This window comes from Bacteroidia bacterium, from assembly GCA_041391665.1.
Taxonomy (GTDB): domain Bacteria; phylum Bacteroidota; class Bacteroidia; order J057; family J057; genus JAGQVA01.
Genome location: JAWKNO010000001.1, coordinates 889574 through 904508 on the forward strand (window position 1 = coordinate 889574; position 14935 = coordinate 904508).

Consider the following 14935-nt stretch of genomic DNA (forward strand, 5'->3'; position numbering starts at 1 on the left):
TGATTTTTGATATAGAAAAGGAGGAATGTTTTTTTATATTTATTCGCACATTGCGAATTACAAACAGGTAGTATGCGCAAACACAATGGAATGCGTCCACAGGACGTGGTGATCTTGCTGAAAATAGTTGCTATGGGCGAAACCCCGTGGCGTTATTCTGATATAGCAGAGGCTTTACATATGAGTCAGTCGGAGGTAGCCGAAGCATTAAACAGGTCAAAGCTTGCCCGGCTGGTGGATGTATCAAAAAAGAAAGTGTACCGTGAATCATTTATGGAATTTTTAATTCACGGCGTGAAATATGTATTCCCGGCGCAGCCGGGAGCACTGGTCCGGGGGATCCCTACAGCACATTCAGCCAAACCTCTTTCGGACCTGTTGATATCAGAATCAGAGTCTTTTGTGTGGCCAAGTTCGGTGGGGAATATGCGGGGGCAGGGAATTGTGCCTCTTTATCCCAGTGTGATCAAGGCGATACGGAAGGATCCGGTTTTATATGAAATGCTTGCGTTGTTGGATGCCATACGGGTCGGAAAAGCCCGGGAACACAACCTGGCAGTGGAATCTTTAGAGAAAATGATCAGAGAAGGTGCCTATGTCGGCTAAAAATCTTCAAATGCTGGAAACCCTGGCTTCCGGTTTTGGCGAGTCTTTACACAAAGTAGTTTTTATTGGAGGTGCAACCCTGAGCCTTTACGTGACAGACCGGTCTGCGCCGGAATGCCACCCCTCTGGTGATATCGATGGGATCGTCGGTGTCTCCAGTATGCTGGAGTTTCTGGAGTTTCAGAAGGTAATAGAAGGAAAGGGCTTTAAAAGAATGAAACTCTCCCGTCCCGGCGCAGAGCAATGGGTGTATGAAGGAATCAAAGTGAGGCTGATGCCCATGAATACCGAAAAGTTGGGCTTCACCAACCGATGGTATGAGGAAGGGGTATTTCATTCCCGCACGTATCGGCTTCCCGGTGGCAAACCTGTGCGTATATTTATGCCGGCATACTATCTGGCTTCAAAACTGGATGCATTTCTCAACCGGGGGGGTACAGACCTTCGCATGAGCGAAGATTTTCAGGACGTGGTGTATTTGCTAGACAATCGCCAGGAAATACTGGATGATATCCATCATGCTTTTTACGAGGTAAGGTCCTATATCCAGCAGCAGTTTGTGCGGTTTTTATCCCTTTCAAACCTGAATGAAGGGCTTGCATACGCCCTGCCTGATAGCTTTGATGAAGAAAATATTTATCGCATCAGGTCTATTATGGAAAAAATAGCGTTGCCGCAGGCAGCTTCTGTGCGGGCATAAAAAACCCGGCAACTGCCGGGTTTACCTGATGAGTAAAAGGGAGGAATCCCTGTCAAAAAAAATTTTGGGTCGATTCTTTAAATATCTTTACAGAAAGCAGGATGTTTCCTGATCCGTCAAAAAAGTCAGTTTTGTAGAGACCTTCAGGTAATCCTGAGAAATCCACATTTTTCCCGTCCAGCTCTTTGGAAAGCACAACCTTATCCAAATGATTAAAAATCGTAAAGCTTTTTAGGGCATCAACCTCTCCAGAAAGCGACAGGATGGCTGATTCTAAATGAAAATGATGGTCGATAAGATTTCCCATAGTACATAAACATTACAACCCAGAACACCTTGCAGAATTAATTTTGGACTAATTCTCTGGTTGAAAAGCTTATTTACCGTCAGGAAATCTGTCTGAATCCTGACAAATATAGGGAGTTGAGCGGATGGAAAATATACCCTGTGTGGGGGATATTGTATATTATTTTCCTCAGGTATTCCTAATATACACCCTTTTTTCCTCAAAAAAAATCTTTCAGACACAGGTTTTCCTCAACATTCGGAAATGAGCCGTTATTAGTCTATCTTTGCGCCCAAATTTACTGAATCTGGATGATACAACTTAGAAATATAGCCATTATTGCTCACGTTGACCACGGCAAAACTACCCTTGTGGACAAAATGCTTATGCAGGGTAAATTGTTTGGATCACATGAGACCCCCGGTGAACTGATCATGGATAGTAATGACCTGGAGCGGGAGCGCGGGATTACCATTCTTTCCAAAAATGCCAGTGTAAGGTATAAGGACGCAAAAATCAACATTATCGATACCCCTGGCCACAGTGATTTTGGGGGAGAGGTAGAGCGTGTACTTAACATGGCTGATGGGGTATTGCTGCTTGTGGATGCATTTGAAGGCCCTATGCCGCAGACCCGTTTTGTGCTGCAAAAAGCACTCTCTCTCGGATTAAAGCCCATTGTGGTAATCAATAAGGTCGATAAACCCAACTGCCGCCCTGATGAAGTGCATGAAGCAGTATTTGACCTTATGTTTGAACTGGAAGCCAATGAAGATCAGCTTGATTTTCCAACTGTATATGGTTCTGCCAAAAATAACTGGATGGGCCCTGACTGGAAAACCCAGACAGAGGATATTTCCTATCTGATGGACCAGATTCTGGAGCATATTCCTGCTCCAGAGATCAAAATGGGTATCCCTCAAATGCAGATTACCTCTTTGGATTACTCGCCTTATGTAGGGCGTATTGCCATAGGACGTGTGATCCGCGGAACATTGAAATCGGGTATGGCTGCCGGGCTGGTCAGAAGAGATCAGTCGCTGTTGAAAACAAGGCTGAAAGAACTGTTTGTGTTTGAGGGTCTGGGAAAACAGCCTGCTGAAAATGTATCTGCCGGTGAAATCTGTGCAGTAGTAGGATTGGAGGATTTTGAAATTGGTGATACAATTACAGATCCTGAAACTCCGGAAGGGTTGCCACCTATTTCTATCGATGAACCAACCATGAGCATGGTATTTACCATCAATGATTCTCCTTTCTTCGGTCGTGAGGGTAAATTTGTTACTTCCCGCCACCTGAAAGAAAGACTGGATCGTGAGTTGGAGAAAAACCTGGCGCTTCGCGTCGAGCAGACTGGTTCTGCTGACGCTTTCACCGTGTATGGTCGCGGTGTGCTTCACCTTTCGATTTTGATTGAAACGATGCGTCGTGAAGGGTATGAAATACAGGTCGGTCAGCCTCAGGTAATTATCAAAGTGATTGACGGAGTCAAACACGAACCTGTGGAGGAACTCACGATAGACCTTCCGGAAGATACCGCAGGTCGCGCTATCAATATTGTCACGCAGCGTCGCGGCGAATTGCAGCAGATGGAACAACGCGGCGGCAGAACGAATCTTGTGTTTAAAATTCCTGCCCGCGGCCTGATCGGATTGAGAAATGAAATGCTTACCGCTACCGCAGGTGAAGCGATCATGGCACACCGCTTTGTGGCATTTGAGCCCTATAAAGGTGATTTTGAGAAAAGAGCACATGGTGCATTGATCGCCCACGAAACCGGCTCCGCCTATGCGTATGCCCTGGACAAATTACAGGACAGGGGTTTCTTTTTTATCGAACCCATGGAAGAGGTGTATGAAGGTCAGGTAATCGGTGAAAATAACCGTGGTGATGATCTGATCGTGAATGTGACCAAGTCCAAAAAACTGACCAACTTCCGGGCATCAGGTTCTGATGACAAAGCAAAACTTGCCCCGCCTATTAAATTTTCCCTTGAAGAATCACTGGAGTACATCCAGGAAGATGAATATGTGGAAGTAACACCCAAATCGCTCCGACTCCGGAAAATTTTCCTGAAAGAACACGACCGGAAGAAGAAAAAAGGGTGATCAAACCGCCCCGCTATGCTGATTGACCAGTTACCGTCTATTACTCAGGATCGGTTTTGGGATGCACCCATCAAAGTGGTCCTGACTACGCTGCTGATTTGTCTGGTAGCACCAATAGAAATTTTGCCAGGGACTGCTGTGCCGGTTACACTTCAGTCTCTGGTAATTCTTGTCTCAGCGATGTTGCTGGGGGCCAAAAAAGGCCTGTTTTCCGTTGTTCTGTACCTGATTTTGGGCTTTGCCGGTCTTCCCGTTTTTGCAGGGGGCGGCCACGGCATAGAACGGCTGCTGGGCCCCGGAGGAGGGTTCCTGCTGGCTTTTCCGCTGGCTGCCTGGGTGGTTGGTATGATGGCCACAGGGGTATGGGGGCAAAGATGGTGGAATATCATTCTGACAATGCTGACCGGGCATGTAATTATTCTCGTTATCGGCTTTGGCTGGTACGGTTTTAGTCAGGGATTTGATGGTATTAAACCAGTGTTATTGCCTTTATTGCCGGGGATGTATATAAAAACCATCGTCGGTGCGGCGTTTGTCATTGCAGCCAATGCCTTTATGCTGATGATCATCACAAACGGAAGTGAGGATTCGTAATATCCCCCTTTTCCGTTTATCTTTATGCGTTGAGAGGTACCATTTATGGATAAAGATAAAGTAATTGACTCGCTCCGTCAATCCCAGCTGTTTTCAGATCTTTCTGAGCCCGAACTTCAGCAGGTAGCCACACGGGCAAAAGTACGTCAGTATTTTGCCAATGACGTCATTGTCTGGCAAGGTCAACCCAGCACGGCCCTTTTTCTGGTGATCAACGGAATCGTAGCAGTAAAAAATATGTCCGGAAATAAAGAGCGGCTCCTCGCTTATCTTATGCCGGGAAATACATTTGGAGAAGTAGGGATTCTGGAAAATGAACCCCGGTCTGCAACAGTTTCTGCCCTGAGTGAAGTGGATGTCCTCGCGATTCAACGTGAAGATTTTCTGCAGATTTTGGAACAACATTCCCGTGTGGCCATTGAACTTGCCCGTATGCTCGGGCGCTACCTCGTGGATGTCAGCCGCCGGATGAGCAATGAAAACCGCAAAACCAAGCTGATTCTTTTATTCCATGGTGAAGAGCATAGCGGAAGTACTACTATTGGTACCCTCCTGGCTGAAGGAATGGTCGAAACCCTGAATGGCCCTACGGCATATATGGAGTACCCCAATCCCTGGCGGGCTCTCAGCGGTCTTCAGCTCGCTCACGGCACTTCGGTCTATCACCATGCCGATGGATATGATATTCTCATTCCCTCAGAAGAAAGTTACCTCCCCGAAAATACCCGCGTTACCCTCATGATGGACAGCGTGCTGAGTCGCTATGAAAATGTCGTGATTCAGGTACAAAATCAACTCGATGAGGGCGTAACCCAAATGCTGGAACATGCCAATCAGGTAATCGTCATGGGTTCTCCCACACGCGATGGGCTTCTTCAGATCGAGGCGATGCAGAAACAAATCAAAAATCGCATCAGAAAAGAAGAAACCAGTCTGCTGGTAATGATCAATCGCAGCAAAGCTGCTTACAGTAAACTTGATGCCAAAGGCATTGCTGATTTTGATATCCCTTTTATGAAGGATTTTCCAATATTTCAACTGGAAAAAAGAGACTCATCAGAATTGCCGGAACCCATCGTGCGTCTCATAGAAGGATGCCTTGAGCGGTTGGAAAGAACCAATAGTATTGGTATATTTATTCCTACTACAGTCGATGCTGATGTGGCTGCCGATACAACAATCTACATGGATCAGGCAAAAGAGTTTATGGCAGAGCGCTTTGGGGGAGCAACGTGTAAAGTGGTGAGTGGTGTGTGGAAAAGCGAGCAAATGGGCCTGATTGATGAAGTTGTTTATATTGTCCATTCCTACCTCACCCAGGCTGATATGAACCGCTATCTGGATGAAGTCGTGGATTTTATCAAACGACTCAAACGCGAACTGCGCCAGGAAGCCATGGCACTCGAAGTGAATCACAAGCTTACGCTGATATAAGATCTGAATAATCTTTTCGCCATGATCCGAAAACTCACCCGGTTTTCTCCTGCTTTTCTGAAAAACTTTGACAAATACCTTCTGCTCAACCATCCTGAAATCTGGGCTACCCGCATTCATTTTCTGGCCTGGGTGGTATTTATTTTTTCATTGCTATCTGTAGCGATGGCCTATCTTCAGGTGAATATTCGGTACTTATCCAATCCCAATGATCATTTTTGGCTGATGTTTATTCCTGGAGGAATGATTTTCTCTGTATGGATGTATCATTTAACCAAACACAACAGTGAGCGTGAATTTGGAATTAACGCCAAACGCGAACAACTCGGCGTACAGGCCGTGCTGATGCTGGGGATAATTCTGTTGTTATCGTTGCCCTATGTGTACGGATTTTCGGTTTCTGCTTTTAATGCCTCGCGGGTGAGCGACCGGGAACTTGTCAGCGAAATCAATAAAATCAATCTGGTCTCCATGAACATTGGGCAACCCAACTACAGTCGTTCAGAGAAAATGCCGGAGAATGAAGATATGCCTCAATGGCTGAATGGCCCCGAACATCTCAGCGGGTATGTTACCGGAGCAGATCTCTATTTTGACTGGCAAAAACGCAGCAGAGAAGAAAAGCTGGAAATGATTGCCGGCTATTTGCAACTGGTGGAAAAGTATAATGGCTGGCAGTCCATTCTTGTATATGAGCCGGAAGATATTCTTGACAGAGAAGTCGTAAATCCCGAAAACCTCACTGAGGCGATAAACGGCAGCTATGACAATTTTCGATGGACGATGAGTGAGATTGTTCAGGCAAAAGAAAAACATTTTGCACTTGATCATCGCTTTATGCGGAAGGGTACGTTGACCATCATCATTATGCTGCTCATCGGTCTGTGGGTGCTTATGCAGATTTTTATAAAAATTGGCTGGGCCAAATTTTCCATTAGCGTGATTGCCGGGATTTTCCTTGCCATCACGGGCGGTTTGGTGGTGGTTTCTGCACGATATGTCGACATTCCCGGCGTTTCGGCAAATGATATCGGGATAATACTATTTCTGGGATTTTGGGCACTTTTTGTGTATCAGTCATATGCTCAGGCAAGCAGCCGGCGGGTAAACTACTGGCAGATTATCGCCCTGACTTTGGCAGTTGTAATGACTCCATTTATTCCGCTTGTATTCCAACTCATTACGAACATACCTTCTCTATACCTTCTGCGCAATGAGCTTTATGTAATCATTGCAGGAGGTATTCTTACCGTAATATTGTGGAATACAATCTTTAGCCAGCGGTTTCAGTTACTCTCTGCGACTCCGCAAAAGAATTAATCTTCGAGAAAGGCAAACCCGCCGACCATATAGATGCCTTTCGGATCACCCTCTTCATTTTCTGTAGACGCAATTTCCTCAACTTCCAGCGAGTCTTTGATTACCGCTTCAATTTCAAATTCGCGGATCAGATCGAGGGCATCTTCCTCGCTGTCTGCCACAACACCATAGGTTGTGATAAAAGGAATTTCATCTTCAGACTCCGAATCATTGAGAATACCACTGATCACTACAGAATAGATCTTCGAATTTTCAGAAAACCTGCCATTTACCTCCCGGAAAAGAGCTGCCGTTTCCTCATTTGTGCGATGATATTCAATCGCCTGGTGGATATAATGAAGCGCGGGTTCCTTTTGATCTTCGATATAATAAGCACGGGCAATATGAGTACAAATCTGCGAAAGTATTTCTGCCGATTCCTCATCTTCCGGTGTCTGAAGATGTTCGAGTTCATCCTCCATTTGTAAAATCAAATCGTGTCGCCCCAACTGGTCAAGGATCCTCAGCTGAAGTTCGATCGCCTGGTTTACGGCTTCCGGATGTTCGATTTTTTGAAGCAACGTCAAGGCCTTGTCAAATTCCATTTGCCGGGTAAAAACTACCGCCTTATTCATATTGAGCCAATGTCTTTCCGCTCCGGGAAGTTTTGACGCGTGATCAAATGCGCGAAGTGCCGAATTAAATTCGCCTTTGTCTGATAAAAAATTACCCAGTTGAAGATATAGCTGCCAGGCATCCGGTATCATCGCGATTCCGGCGTTCAACTCGTTGATCGCTTCATCAGTTTTTTCTTCTAATGCATAGGCCATCGCGATAATCCGGTAACCAGATTCAATACCTTCGGCCTTGAGCAACTCTCCAATTTTGATAGCGTCTTCTATGCGCTCCTCATGAATCAGATCCCATGCCTGTTCGCTCAGATTTTCTATTTCTTCTTGTGATATCATTGGGGGAATTATGAATTTCTCAAGGCAAATTACAAAATCTTGCAAACAGATTGGCGTTTATCGTGTTATCTTGAAAACCTAACAACCATTAGTTAGTACCAACGGGATTTATTATCTTTCGGATGGTTGATTGTGCCCGAATGTTATGAAAACGACTATTAGCGATTCTTTGGTAACTAAAAATAAATCTGCCCGGCTTCCCATGAAAAAGGAGCTTTTGCTTCAGGCCTATTCGCTTATGCGTACAGCAGAAGCAATGACCGAACTATTTGAGGAGCACCGGGAAATGACAGGGAAATATGTTCACGCGACTTCCCGTGGACACGAAGCGATTCAACTGGCTTTAGGGTTACAATTGTTGCCGCAGGATTTTGTATCGCCTTATTATCGCGACGATGCCCTGTTGCTGGGCATCGGTTTGTTGCCACATGAGCTAATGCTTCAGCTTTTGGCCAAAATTACAGATCCTTTTTCCGGCGGCAGAACCTATTATTGCCATCCGAGCCTTCGCCTCGACGGCAAGGCCAAGATTCCGCATCAGTCCTCTGCGACCGGTATGCAGGCAATTCCGGCTACGGGCGTAGCCCAGGGAATGAAATATCTGGAATCTCAGGGACTGGTTTCCTTTGACGCAGCAAATTTGCCACCCGTTGCTGTATGCAGCATTGGGGATGGTGCAATGACTGAGGGCGAAGTTTCAGAGGCTTTGCAAATGGCGGCCATTCATCAGTATCCGATTTTATATCTTGTGCAGGACAATGGCTGGGGAATTTCTGCCCGGGCCGAAGAAATGTATGCACAGAACGCGGTTGAGTTTGCCCGAGGGTTTAAGGGAATTGAAGCCTTGGATATCGACGGGACAGATTTTGTGAAGTGTTACCAGACATTGGAGAAGGTATTGCAAACTATCCGAAAAGAAAGAAGACCTTTTCTGGTTCGGGCCCGCGTTCCGCTGCTCAATCACCATACCTCCGGTGTCAGAATGGAGTGGTATCGCACTGATCTGAGTGAGCATAAAACCGGCGACCCGATTCCCCGTTTTCACCAACAGCTACTCAATCTGGGAATCAGTGAGTCAGAATTGGATAAATGTTCTCTGGAGGCGCTGGGATTTGTCCGGGAGGAATTTGAAAAAGCCATGGACGCGCCAGATCCCGCACCGGAAGATTTATTTAATAATATATATGCACCTACCCCGGTAACCCAGGAGACGGGAGAAAGGACGCCCATAAACGGTAAGGAAGTGGTCATGGTAGATGCCGCACTTCATGCTGTAGATAACATCCTCAGAGATCACCCCGAAGCCCTTTTGTATGGACAGGATGTGGGCGGAGATCTGGGGGGAGTATTTCGCGAAGCCGCATTGCTGGCCAAAAAATACGGCGACAAACGCGTGTTTAATACGCCCATTCAGGAGGGGTATATTATCGGAAGCACAGTCGGTATGTCTGCGGTAGGGTGTAAACCCATTGTGGAGATTCAGTTTGCCGACTATATATGGCCGGGTGTAAATCAGCTGTATGCCGAAGTAAGCCGCTCTTACTATCTGTCAAACGGGAAGTGGCCGGTACAAACCGTCATTCGCATACCTACGGGTGCATATGGCAGTGGAGGACCATTTCATTCTTCGAGTATTGAGTCAGCGATTCTGAATATACACGGAGTAAAGATCGTGTATCCTTCCAATGCAGCCGATATGAAAGGCCTGATGCGGGCCGCTTTTTATGACCCCAATCCGGTGATTGTATTTGAGCACAAAGGCCTTTACTGGGGGAAAGTGCCGGGAAGTAAAGAAGCGCGTACCGTAGAGCCATCAGATGACTATATCATACCCCTGGGCAAAGCCCGGATTTATCAGGCGGCGGCTGAAGAGAAGGTTGCCACAGGGGAAAGCTGTCTGGTTATCACCTACGGAATGGGCGTGCACTGGGCAAAAAATGCTTCCAAAGCATTTCCCGGCCAGGTCGAAATACTGGACCTCCGCACACTGGAGCCACTTGACTGGGACGCGATTGTCTCCGGCGTAAAGCGGCACAACAAAGTGCTGATACTTACAGAAGAAACGCTAAAAAATTCCTTTGCAGAAGCACTGGCAGGCAGGATTTCCCTGGAGTGTTTTCGGTGGCTGGATGCCCCTGTACATCTTTGCGGAGCAGAAGACACCCCCGCCATACCCCTTAACGCACTGCTGGAAGAGACTATGCTGCCCAATGCGGAAAAAGTAAAAGCGAAGTTGGAGACGTTGTTGGGTTGGTAAAAAAAATTAACAAGCCTCTTTGAAACTTCGTATATTGGGATAAAGAAAATACATAATGGTAAACGTTATATTTTCAGGAGAATCCGAAGCAGATATTAAGCTGCTGATCAAACTTGCCCGGAAAATAGGTATTAAAACCAGAGTTCTGAGTACCGAAGAGTGGGAGGATATGGGGTTAGGTTTTGCCATCGATCAAGGCAAAACAGGTGAGTTTGCAGATACGGGAGAGTTTTTGAAAAAACTTCGTAAATGAAGGTTCTGATTGATAAAACCTTAGAGAAGGATATTTCAAAATTGAAAGACAATGCCTTACACAAAAGACTTGCAGGGATCATTGAGCAGGTTTTGTCGGCTGATAGTAAAAAGGAAATTCATAATCTTAAAAAACTTCAAGGATATAAAACCTATTACAGAATTAAGTTGGGTGACTATCGGATTGGAATAGATATCGTCAGTGACACTGACTCCGATGAGGAAACTGTATATTTTATCCGATTCCCTCACCGAAAAGATGTTTACAAATATTTCCCTTAAAACTGCTTCTCGACAAACTTTCCGGCTGAACTGGTAAACCCCTCAGAACTTCTCCTTTTTTTGTTTATGCCTGAGGTTGTATATGCTTATTCAGAAGTTCTGAAGGATCAATAATGGGGAGGATTGCTCCTTCCAGATATGTTCCCATTGTTTTCACAAGAATCATCCCTCTTGAGGTCGAGTAGGCTATTGCTAATAGGTGGGTGATCAAAGTCCCATCAATAGAAGGTGAGGTTTCTTCTTTTTCTGACGTCAGAACTAATTCTTCAAAGTTATCAACAAGAAACGAAAACCCCAGCCTGAATTTCCCAATAGCAGTTACAGATTTCAATTCGTTGCCATCGTCATCTTCAAACTGAATATCAGCCTGAACATTCAATATGATCCTGGCAAGTTTTTGACCAGCATCAAAAAACTCTTCTGATTTAACCCTAAAACCAACGCCAACCCGTTCTTCTGGAGTTATATAAAATTCATCTTCGCCTCCAATACTGAAAGACAGAATACGTGCATCTATGAGGTGTACCTTACTACTGTGGAATATTGTTTTCTTAGACTTAGACATGATTGAGTTTTAAGAAACTGCTCGAGTTATTCGATCAAAAGTAACTTTTGTTGGGATCGGTTTATGAGATGCAACCTCTCGTGAATATGCCGCCATGCCAGGAGTTTCCAATATAAAATCGTCAGTTTCTATACGTTCAAATACTGTGCTTGTGAAGGAAATAATTTTTGCCTGGCGTATAGCATCTTCCAGGCCACCTTTTTCTTTCATTCGAATCGGAGTTATGAAAATATCTTCGCCTAAAACAGATTCCAGCAGGGTTAGTGTTTTTAGTGTAATATTTTGGAATCCGGAGAGCATCCGGCTGATTTCCGGCTCAGATTTTTCCAGCAATTGAGCGAGGTCTCGCTGAGTCATCTTTTTCTTTTCGAGAATTGCCATAACCTGTTCTGTGAAATCCAAGTTTTTTTGTACAAAAAGCCGATTTTCGGGTTTTATGCCGGCAAGTGCCTTTTCAAAATATTTGCTAGCCATTTGTTCTCTTTTTTCTACGATTTCATTTTATAAAATAGCTCTATAAGCAAGCCTTAAACTACTGTGGTTGAATCATAACCATATTTCCATATTTCCTTTCAGTTTGACATCCTCTACTATTAGTTCCTGAGTAGTCAAATCCTCAGTAATTTTAGAAGCGATTTGATTTGCCAATCGAAAATGGGGTAAAACATCCGGAGAGTCCTGAACTTTTGGAGAAGTTTTAATTCCACCACCACAAAGTAACATTACCCCAGGAGGTAGGGGAATACAATAGAGTCTAAGTTTTCCCTTTCTTTTGCCCAAGTATAATAAATCTTTTGCAGATACATGATTGGGGGGAAGGGCTTTTGCTTCATTCTCATGGCGTAAACTACAAATGCCAAAACCTCTTTTGCCAATCTGCTCAATCCATTCAAGGATAATCGTAAGGTCATCATAGAAGCCTACCTGGTGGTTTGGGTGATTTTTATCAAAAAATCGCTGAATAAAATTATCTGTTTCTGAATCCTGTTTTTGCTCATCTCTGATAGTATAAAAACCTACTTTCCCGTAAAGCTTAAATTCCTCAATCAAAAATAACTTTGGCACAGATTCTTTTTTATGAATAGTGGACTTTGAACTTTGTACGAGAAGGTTAATTATTATCTTATACGGTAACTTATCTTTAAAGTTAAGTATAAATGTAGTGTATTTTTTTTATCAAACAAACTTTTCTGTTAAGACAGTTAACAATATTTCCCTTAAAACTGCTTCTCGACAAACTTTCCGGCTGAATTGGTAAACCCCTCAGAACTTCTCCTTTTTTACGGTTTCCCACTTTTCGTTGGCGGTATTGATATACTCCTTCTGATCTTTATTCCACCGGTCCTGAACCTGTTGGTTATAATTGAGATAAAGTTTGCCATCCAATATGGTGAAGGCATCGGGAGAAATGGGTGCCTTATGTCCGTCTGCAACGCCATAGGCACAATACCCGCCATACTGGGGGGCGTATTTTTCAGGGTTTGCTTGAAAAGTAGCCAGGTTTTCTGCGGAACTAAACCGCCAGATAGCGCCATTCCATTCAAAAGAATATGTCTCAGAACCCTTGACCGGTTTCGCTTCTGTGAAATAAGCTACCGGGTCATATCCCTTAATGGCTCCTTCTTTGGTAGAAAAAACTTCACTATCGGATTTCTGGGAACAGCCGTATGACAGGATTGCCAAAATAAAAAAAGCTGTCAGGAAAGATGTTTTTGATAAATTTTCCATATTAATAAATCTGTATTGAAATAATTACCATACAAAACAACTCTCCCCATACAATTCAGTGTGTCATCAGAAAGACATTGCAGAGATTTGGGATCGGAAATTTTTTGTGAAAAGGGAAAATTCCACAATCGTTTCCTAAATTGAAAGCCTGAGTATAGCAGCTATTTCAAATGAGAAATGTATCCTTCCTCCTCCTGATCCTTACACTCATCTCCTGCCAATCACAGGAGAAAGATGTCCGGACGCAAAATTTTCCCCGGCTGGAATTGACCCCGGCGCACTTACCCGCAAAAGAAAATACCTGGGTTTTTATCCTTGCCGGCCAATCCAATATGGCAGGCCGGGGGTTGGTAGAACCAGCGGATACCATTCCTTCAGAACGGATATTAACCATCAATAAACAAGGGGAAATAATCATTGCAAAAGAACCCCTTCATTTTTATGAACCTGCCATGACAGGGCTGGATTGTGGATTGTCTTTTGGTAAAACCTTACTGAAACATGTGCCTGACAGCATAATGATTTTACTGATACCCACAGCAGTTGGCGGCAGTTCTGTCAGTCAGTGGCTGGGCGACTCGACGCACAGAGGTGTTCCGCTTTTGTCCAATTTCAGGGAAAAGACAGCACTGGCCAAAAACTATGGAGATATAAAGGGAATTTTATGGCACCAGGGCGAAAGCGATGCCAATGAAAAAAGTTTGCCCGTTTACCCGGAGAAAATACATACGCTATTTACTACGTTCCGGGAGATTGTCGGAAATGACCGTCTGCCCATCCTTATGGGAGAACTCGGATCATACTCCAAAAACAATAAAAACTGGCAGAAGGTAAACGAACAAATGCATATTTATTCCCAGATAGATTCAAATGTAATTGTCGTGTCCACGGCTGATTTTGTCCACAAAGGTGATAGTGTGCATTTCAACTCAGAGGGCCAGCGAATGCTGGGGCAGCGATTTGCAGAGGCGTATTGGGTATCTGGTCGGGAAAATGTGAAAGGGGGGAGCAATGTTATTACCGTCGATGGAAGCAAACTGGAATATGTGGTGGAAGGAGAGGGGATACCCTGCCTTGTTATCGGTTCTTCAGTTTATTATCCCAAAACATTTTCGATGGAGGTACGCAAACACCTGAAAATGTATTTTGTCGATATGAAGTGGTTTGCCAGAGATTATCAACCCGAAAATCTCGATTCCGTCAATATCGAATCAATTGTAGATGATGTGGAGGAAATCAGGGGAAAACTTGGATTGGAAAAGCCATTAATTTTGGGGCATAGTATTCACGGTACCATTGCGACTGAATATGTAAAAAAGTTTGGGAACAAAACCTCCGGACTGATCGTCATTGCTTCCCCTTGTGAATGGGGTAATCCTACATTTACACAGAAAGCAGAAAAGCTATGGGAAACAGCATCTGCTGAACGAAAAAAACTACAGGAAGAAAACTGGGGAAAAGTAAAAGAATTGGATCGCCTGACCGGACAGGCACAGGCTTCAAGAGAGTATAACACCATGTCTCCCCAGTATTGGTACAATCCCCGCTATGATGCCCGATGGCTTTGGGACGGTATGACTGTACATGAAGCGGTGACACAGCATCTGTTTACAAAGGTATTTCAAGCATACAATATGTTTGACCGGCCAGTAAATATCAATGTTCCCGTATTTGTGGGAATAGGAAAATACGATTACGTAATTCCTCATACCCTTTGGAAGACCAGTTATCCGGGTATTCCGGACTTTACGCTGGTGCTATTTGACAAAAGCGGGCATACACCCCAACTGGAGGAGTATGGAAAATTTGACGAAGAACTGATGCGGTGGGTGGCCCAAAAAGGATTGGAATAAAGC

At 44.5% G+C, this 14935-nt stretch carries 16 protein-coding genes; 10 read left to right on the plus strand and 6 right to left on the minus strand.

What is annotated here, in order from left to right; genetic code table 11:
• The first annotated feature begins 90 nt into the window (after positions 1 to 90).
• Positions 91 to 606, plus strand: coding sequence for a hypothetical protein (locus R3D00_03735; protein ID MEZ4772269.1), 516 nt, complete (start codon positions 91 to 93; stop codon positions 604 to 606).
• A gap of 10 nt (positions 607 to 616) precedes the next feature.
• Positions 617 to 1306, plus strand: a complete 690-nt coding sequence (locus tag R3D00_03740; GenBank protein MEZ4772270.1) for a hypothetical protein — start codon at positions 617 to 619, stop codon at positions 1304 to 1306.
• 52 nt (positions 1307 to 1358) lie between these two features.
• Here the strand turns inward: R3D00_03740 and R3D00_03745 are convergent, their stop codons facing one another.
• Entirely contained in the window at positions 1359 to 1613 is a 255-nt protein-coding gene (locus tag R3D00_03745) for a hypothetical protein (protein ID MEZ4772271.1), read from the minus strand.
• Positions 1614 to 1903: 290 nt separating this feature from the next.
• On the opposite strand from R3D00_03745, the gene typA reads away from it, so the two are divergent.
• Genes typA through R3D00_03765 form a run of 4 tightly spaced genes read left to right on the plus strand, consistent with a single transcriptional unit; the run spans position 1904 to position 7048 of the window.
• Positions 1904 to 3700 (plus strand): translational GTPase TypA, encoded by a 1797-nt coding sequence (typA, locus tag R3D00_03750; GenBank protein MEZ4772272.1) that lies wholly within the window; start codon positions 1904 to 1906, stop codon positions 3698 to 3700.
• A gap of 15 nt (positions 3701 to 3715) precedes the next feature.
• Positions 3716 to 4294 (plus strand): biotin transporter BioY, encoded by a 579-nt coding sequence (locus tag R3D00_03755; protein MEZ4772273.1) that lies wholly within the window; start codon positions 3716 to 3718, stop codon positions 4292 to 4294.
• Positions 4295 to 4339: 45 nt separating this feature from the next.
• Positions 4340 to 5728: a cyclic nucleotide-binding domain-containing protein gene (locus R3D00_03760; protein MEZ4772274.1), complete on the plus strand. Its 1389-nt coding sequence runs from the start codon at positions 4340 to 4342 to the stop codon at positions 5726 to 5728.
• Between the two features lie 21 nt (positions 5729 to 5749).
• A complete protein-coding gene (locus tag R3D00_03765) occupies positions 5750 to 7048 on the plus strand; it encodes a hypothetical protein (protein ID MEZ4772275.1) in 1299 nt (432 codons plus the stop codon).
• On the opposite strand, the gene R3D00_03770 is transcribed toward R3D00_03765, so the two are convergent.
• Positions 7045 to 7995, minus strand: coding sequence for a hypothetical protein (locus tag R3D00_03770; GenBank protein ID MEZ4772276.1), 951 nt, complete (start codon positions 7993 to 7995; stop codon positions 7045 to 7047). The genes R3D00_03765 and R3D00_03770 overlap by 4 nt on opposite strands.
• Positions 7996 to 8197: 202 nt before the next feature.
• Between R3D00_03770 and R3D00_03775 the strand changes: the two genes are divergently transcribed.
• From R3D00_03775 to R3D00_03785, 3 genes are read left to right on the plus strand one after another with little or no spacing between them, the layout of a single operon-like run.
• Positions 8198 to 10252 (plus strand): thiamine pyrophosphate-dependent enzyme, encoded by a 2055-nt coding sequence (locus R3D00_03775; protein ID MEZ4772277.1) that lies wholly within the window; start codon positions 8198 to 8200, stop codon positions 10250 to 10252.
• Between the two features lie 55 nt (positions 10253 to 10307).
• Positions 10308 to 10505, plus strand: coding sequence for a hypothetical protein (locus tag R3D00_03780; protein ID MEZ4772278.1), 198 nt, complete (start codon positions 10308 to 10310; stop codon positions 10503 to 10505).
• Positions 10502 to 10786, plus strand: coding sequence for a type II toxin-antitoxin system RelE/ParE family toxin (locus R3D00_03785; GenBank protein ID MEZ4772279.1), 285 nt, complete (start codon positions 10502 to 10504; stop codon positions 10784 to 10786). Before R3D00_03780 ends, R3D00_03785 begins: the two co-directional genes overlap by 4 nt.
• Positions 10787 to 10850: 64 nt before the next feature.
• Here the strand turns inward: R3D00_03785 and R3D00_03790 are convergent, their stop codons facing one another.
• The 4 genes from R3D00_03790 to R3D00_03805 all read right to left on the minus strand — a co-directional run bounded on the left by R3D00_03790 (position 10851) and on the right by R3D00_03805 (position 13079).
• Entirely contained in the window at positions 10851 to 11351 is a 501-nt protein-coding gene (locus R3D00_03790; GenBank protein MEZ4772280.1) for a hypothetical protein, read from the minus strand.
• Between the two features lie 9 nt (positions 11352 to 11360).
• On the minus strand, positions 11361 to 11825 hold the full coding sequence (locus R3D00_03795) for a helix-turn-helix transcriptional regulator (GenBank protein MEZ4772281.1): 465 nt from the start codon (positions 11823 to 11825) through the stop codon (positions 11361 to 11363).
• A gap of 72 nt (positions 11826 to 11897) precedes the next feature.
• Positions 11898 to 12416 (minus strand): hypothetical protein, encoded by a 519-nt coding sequence (locus tag R3D00_03800; protein ID MEZ4772282.1) that lies wholly within the window; start codon positions 12414 to 12416, stop codon positions 11898 to 11900.
• 198 nt (positions 12417 to 12614) lie between these two features.
• Entirely contained in the window at positions 12615 to 13079 is a 465-nt protein-coding gene (locus tag R3D00_03805; protein ID MEZ4772283.1) for a YHS domain-containing (seleno)protein, read from the minus strand.
• A 170-nt stretch (positions 13080 to 13249) separates the two neighbouring features.
• Here R3D00_03805 and R3D00_03810 point away from each other — a divergent pair, with 170 nt between their 5' ends.
• Entirely contained in the window at positions 13250 to 14932 is a 1683-nt protein-coding gene (locus R3D00_03810; GenBank protein MEZ4772284.1) for an alpha/beta fold hydrolase, read from the plus strand.
• Positions 14933 to 14935 lie beyond the last annotated feature (3 nt).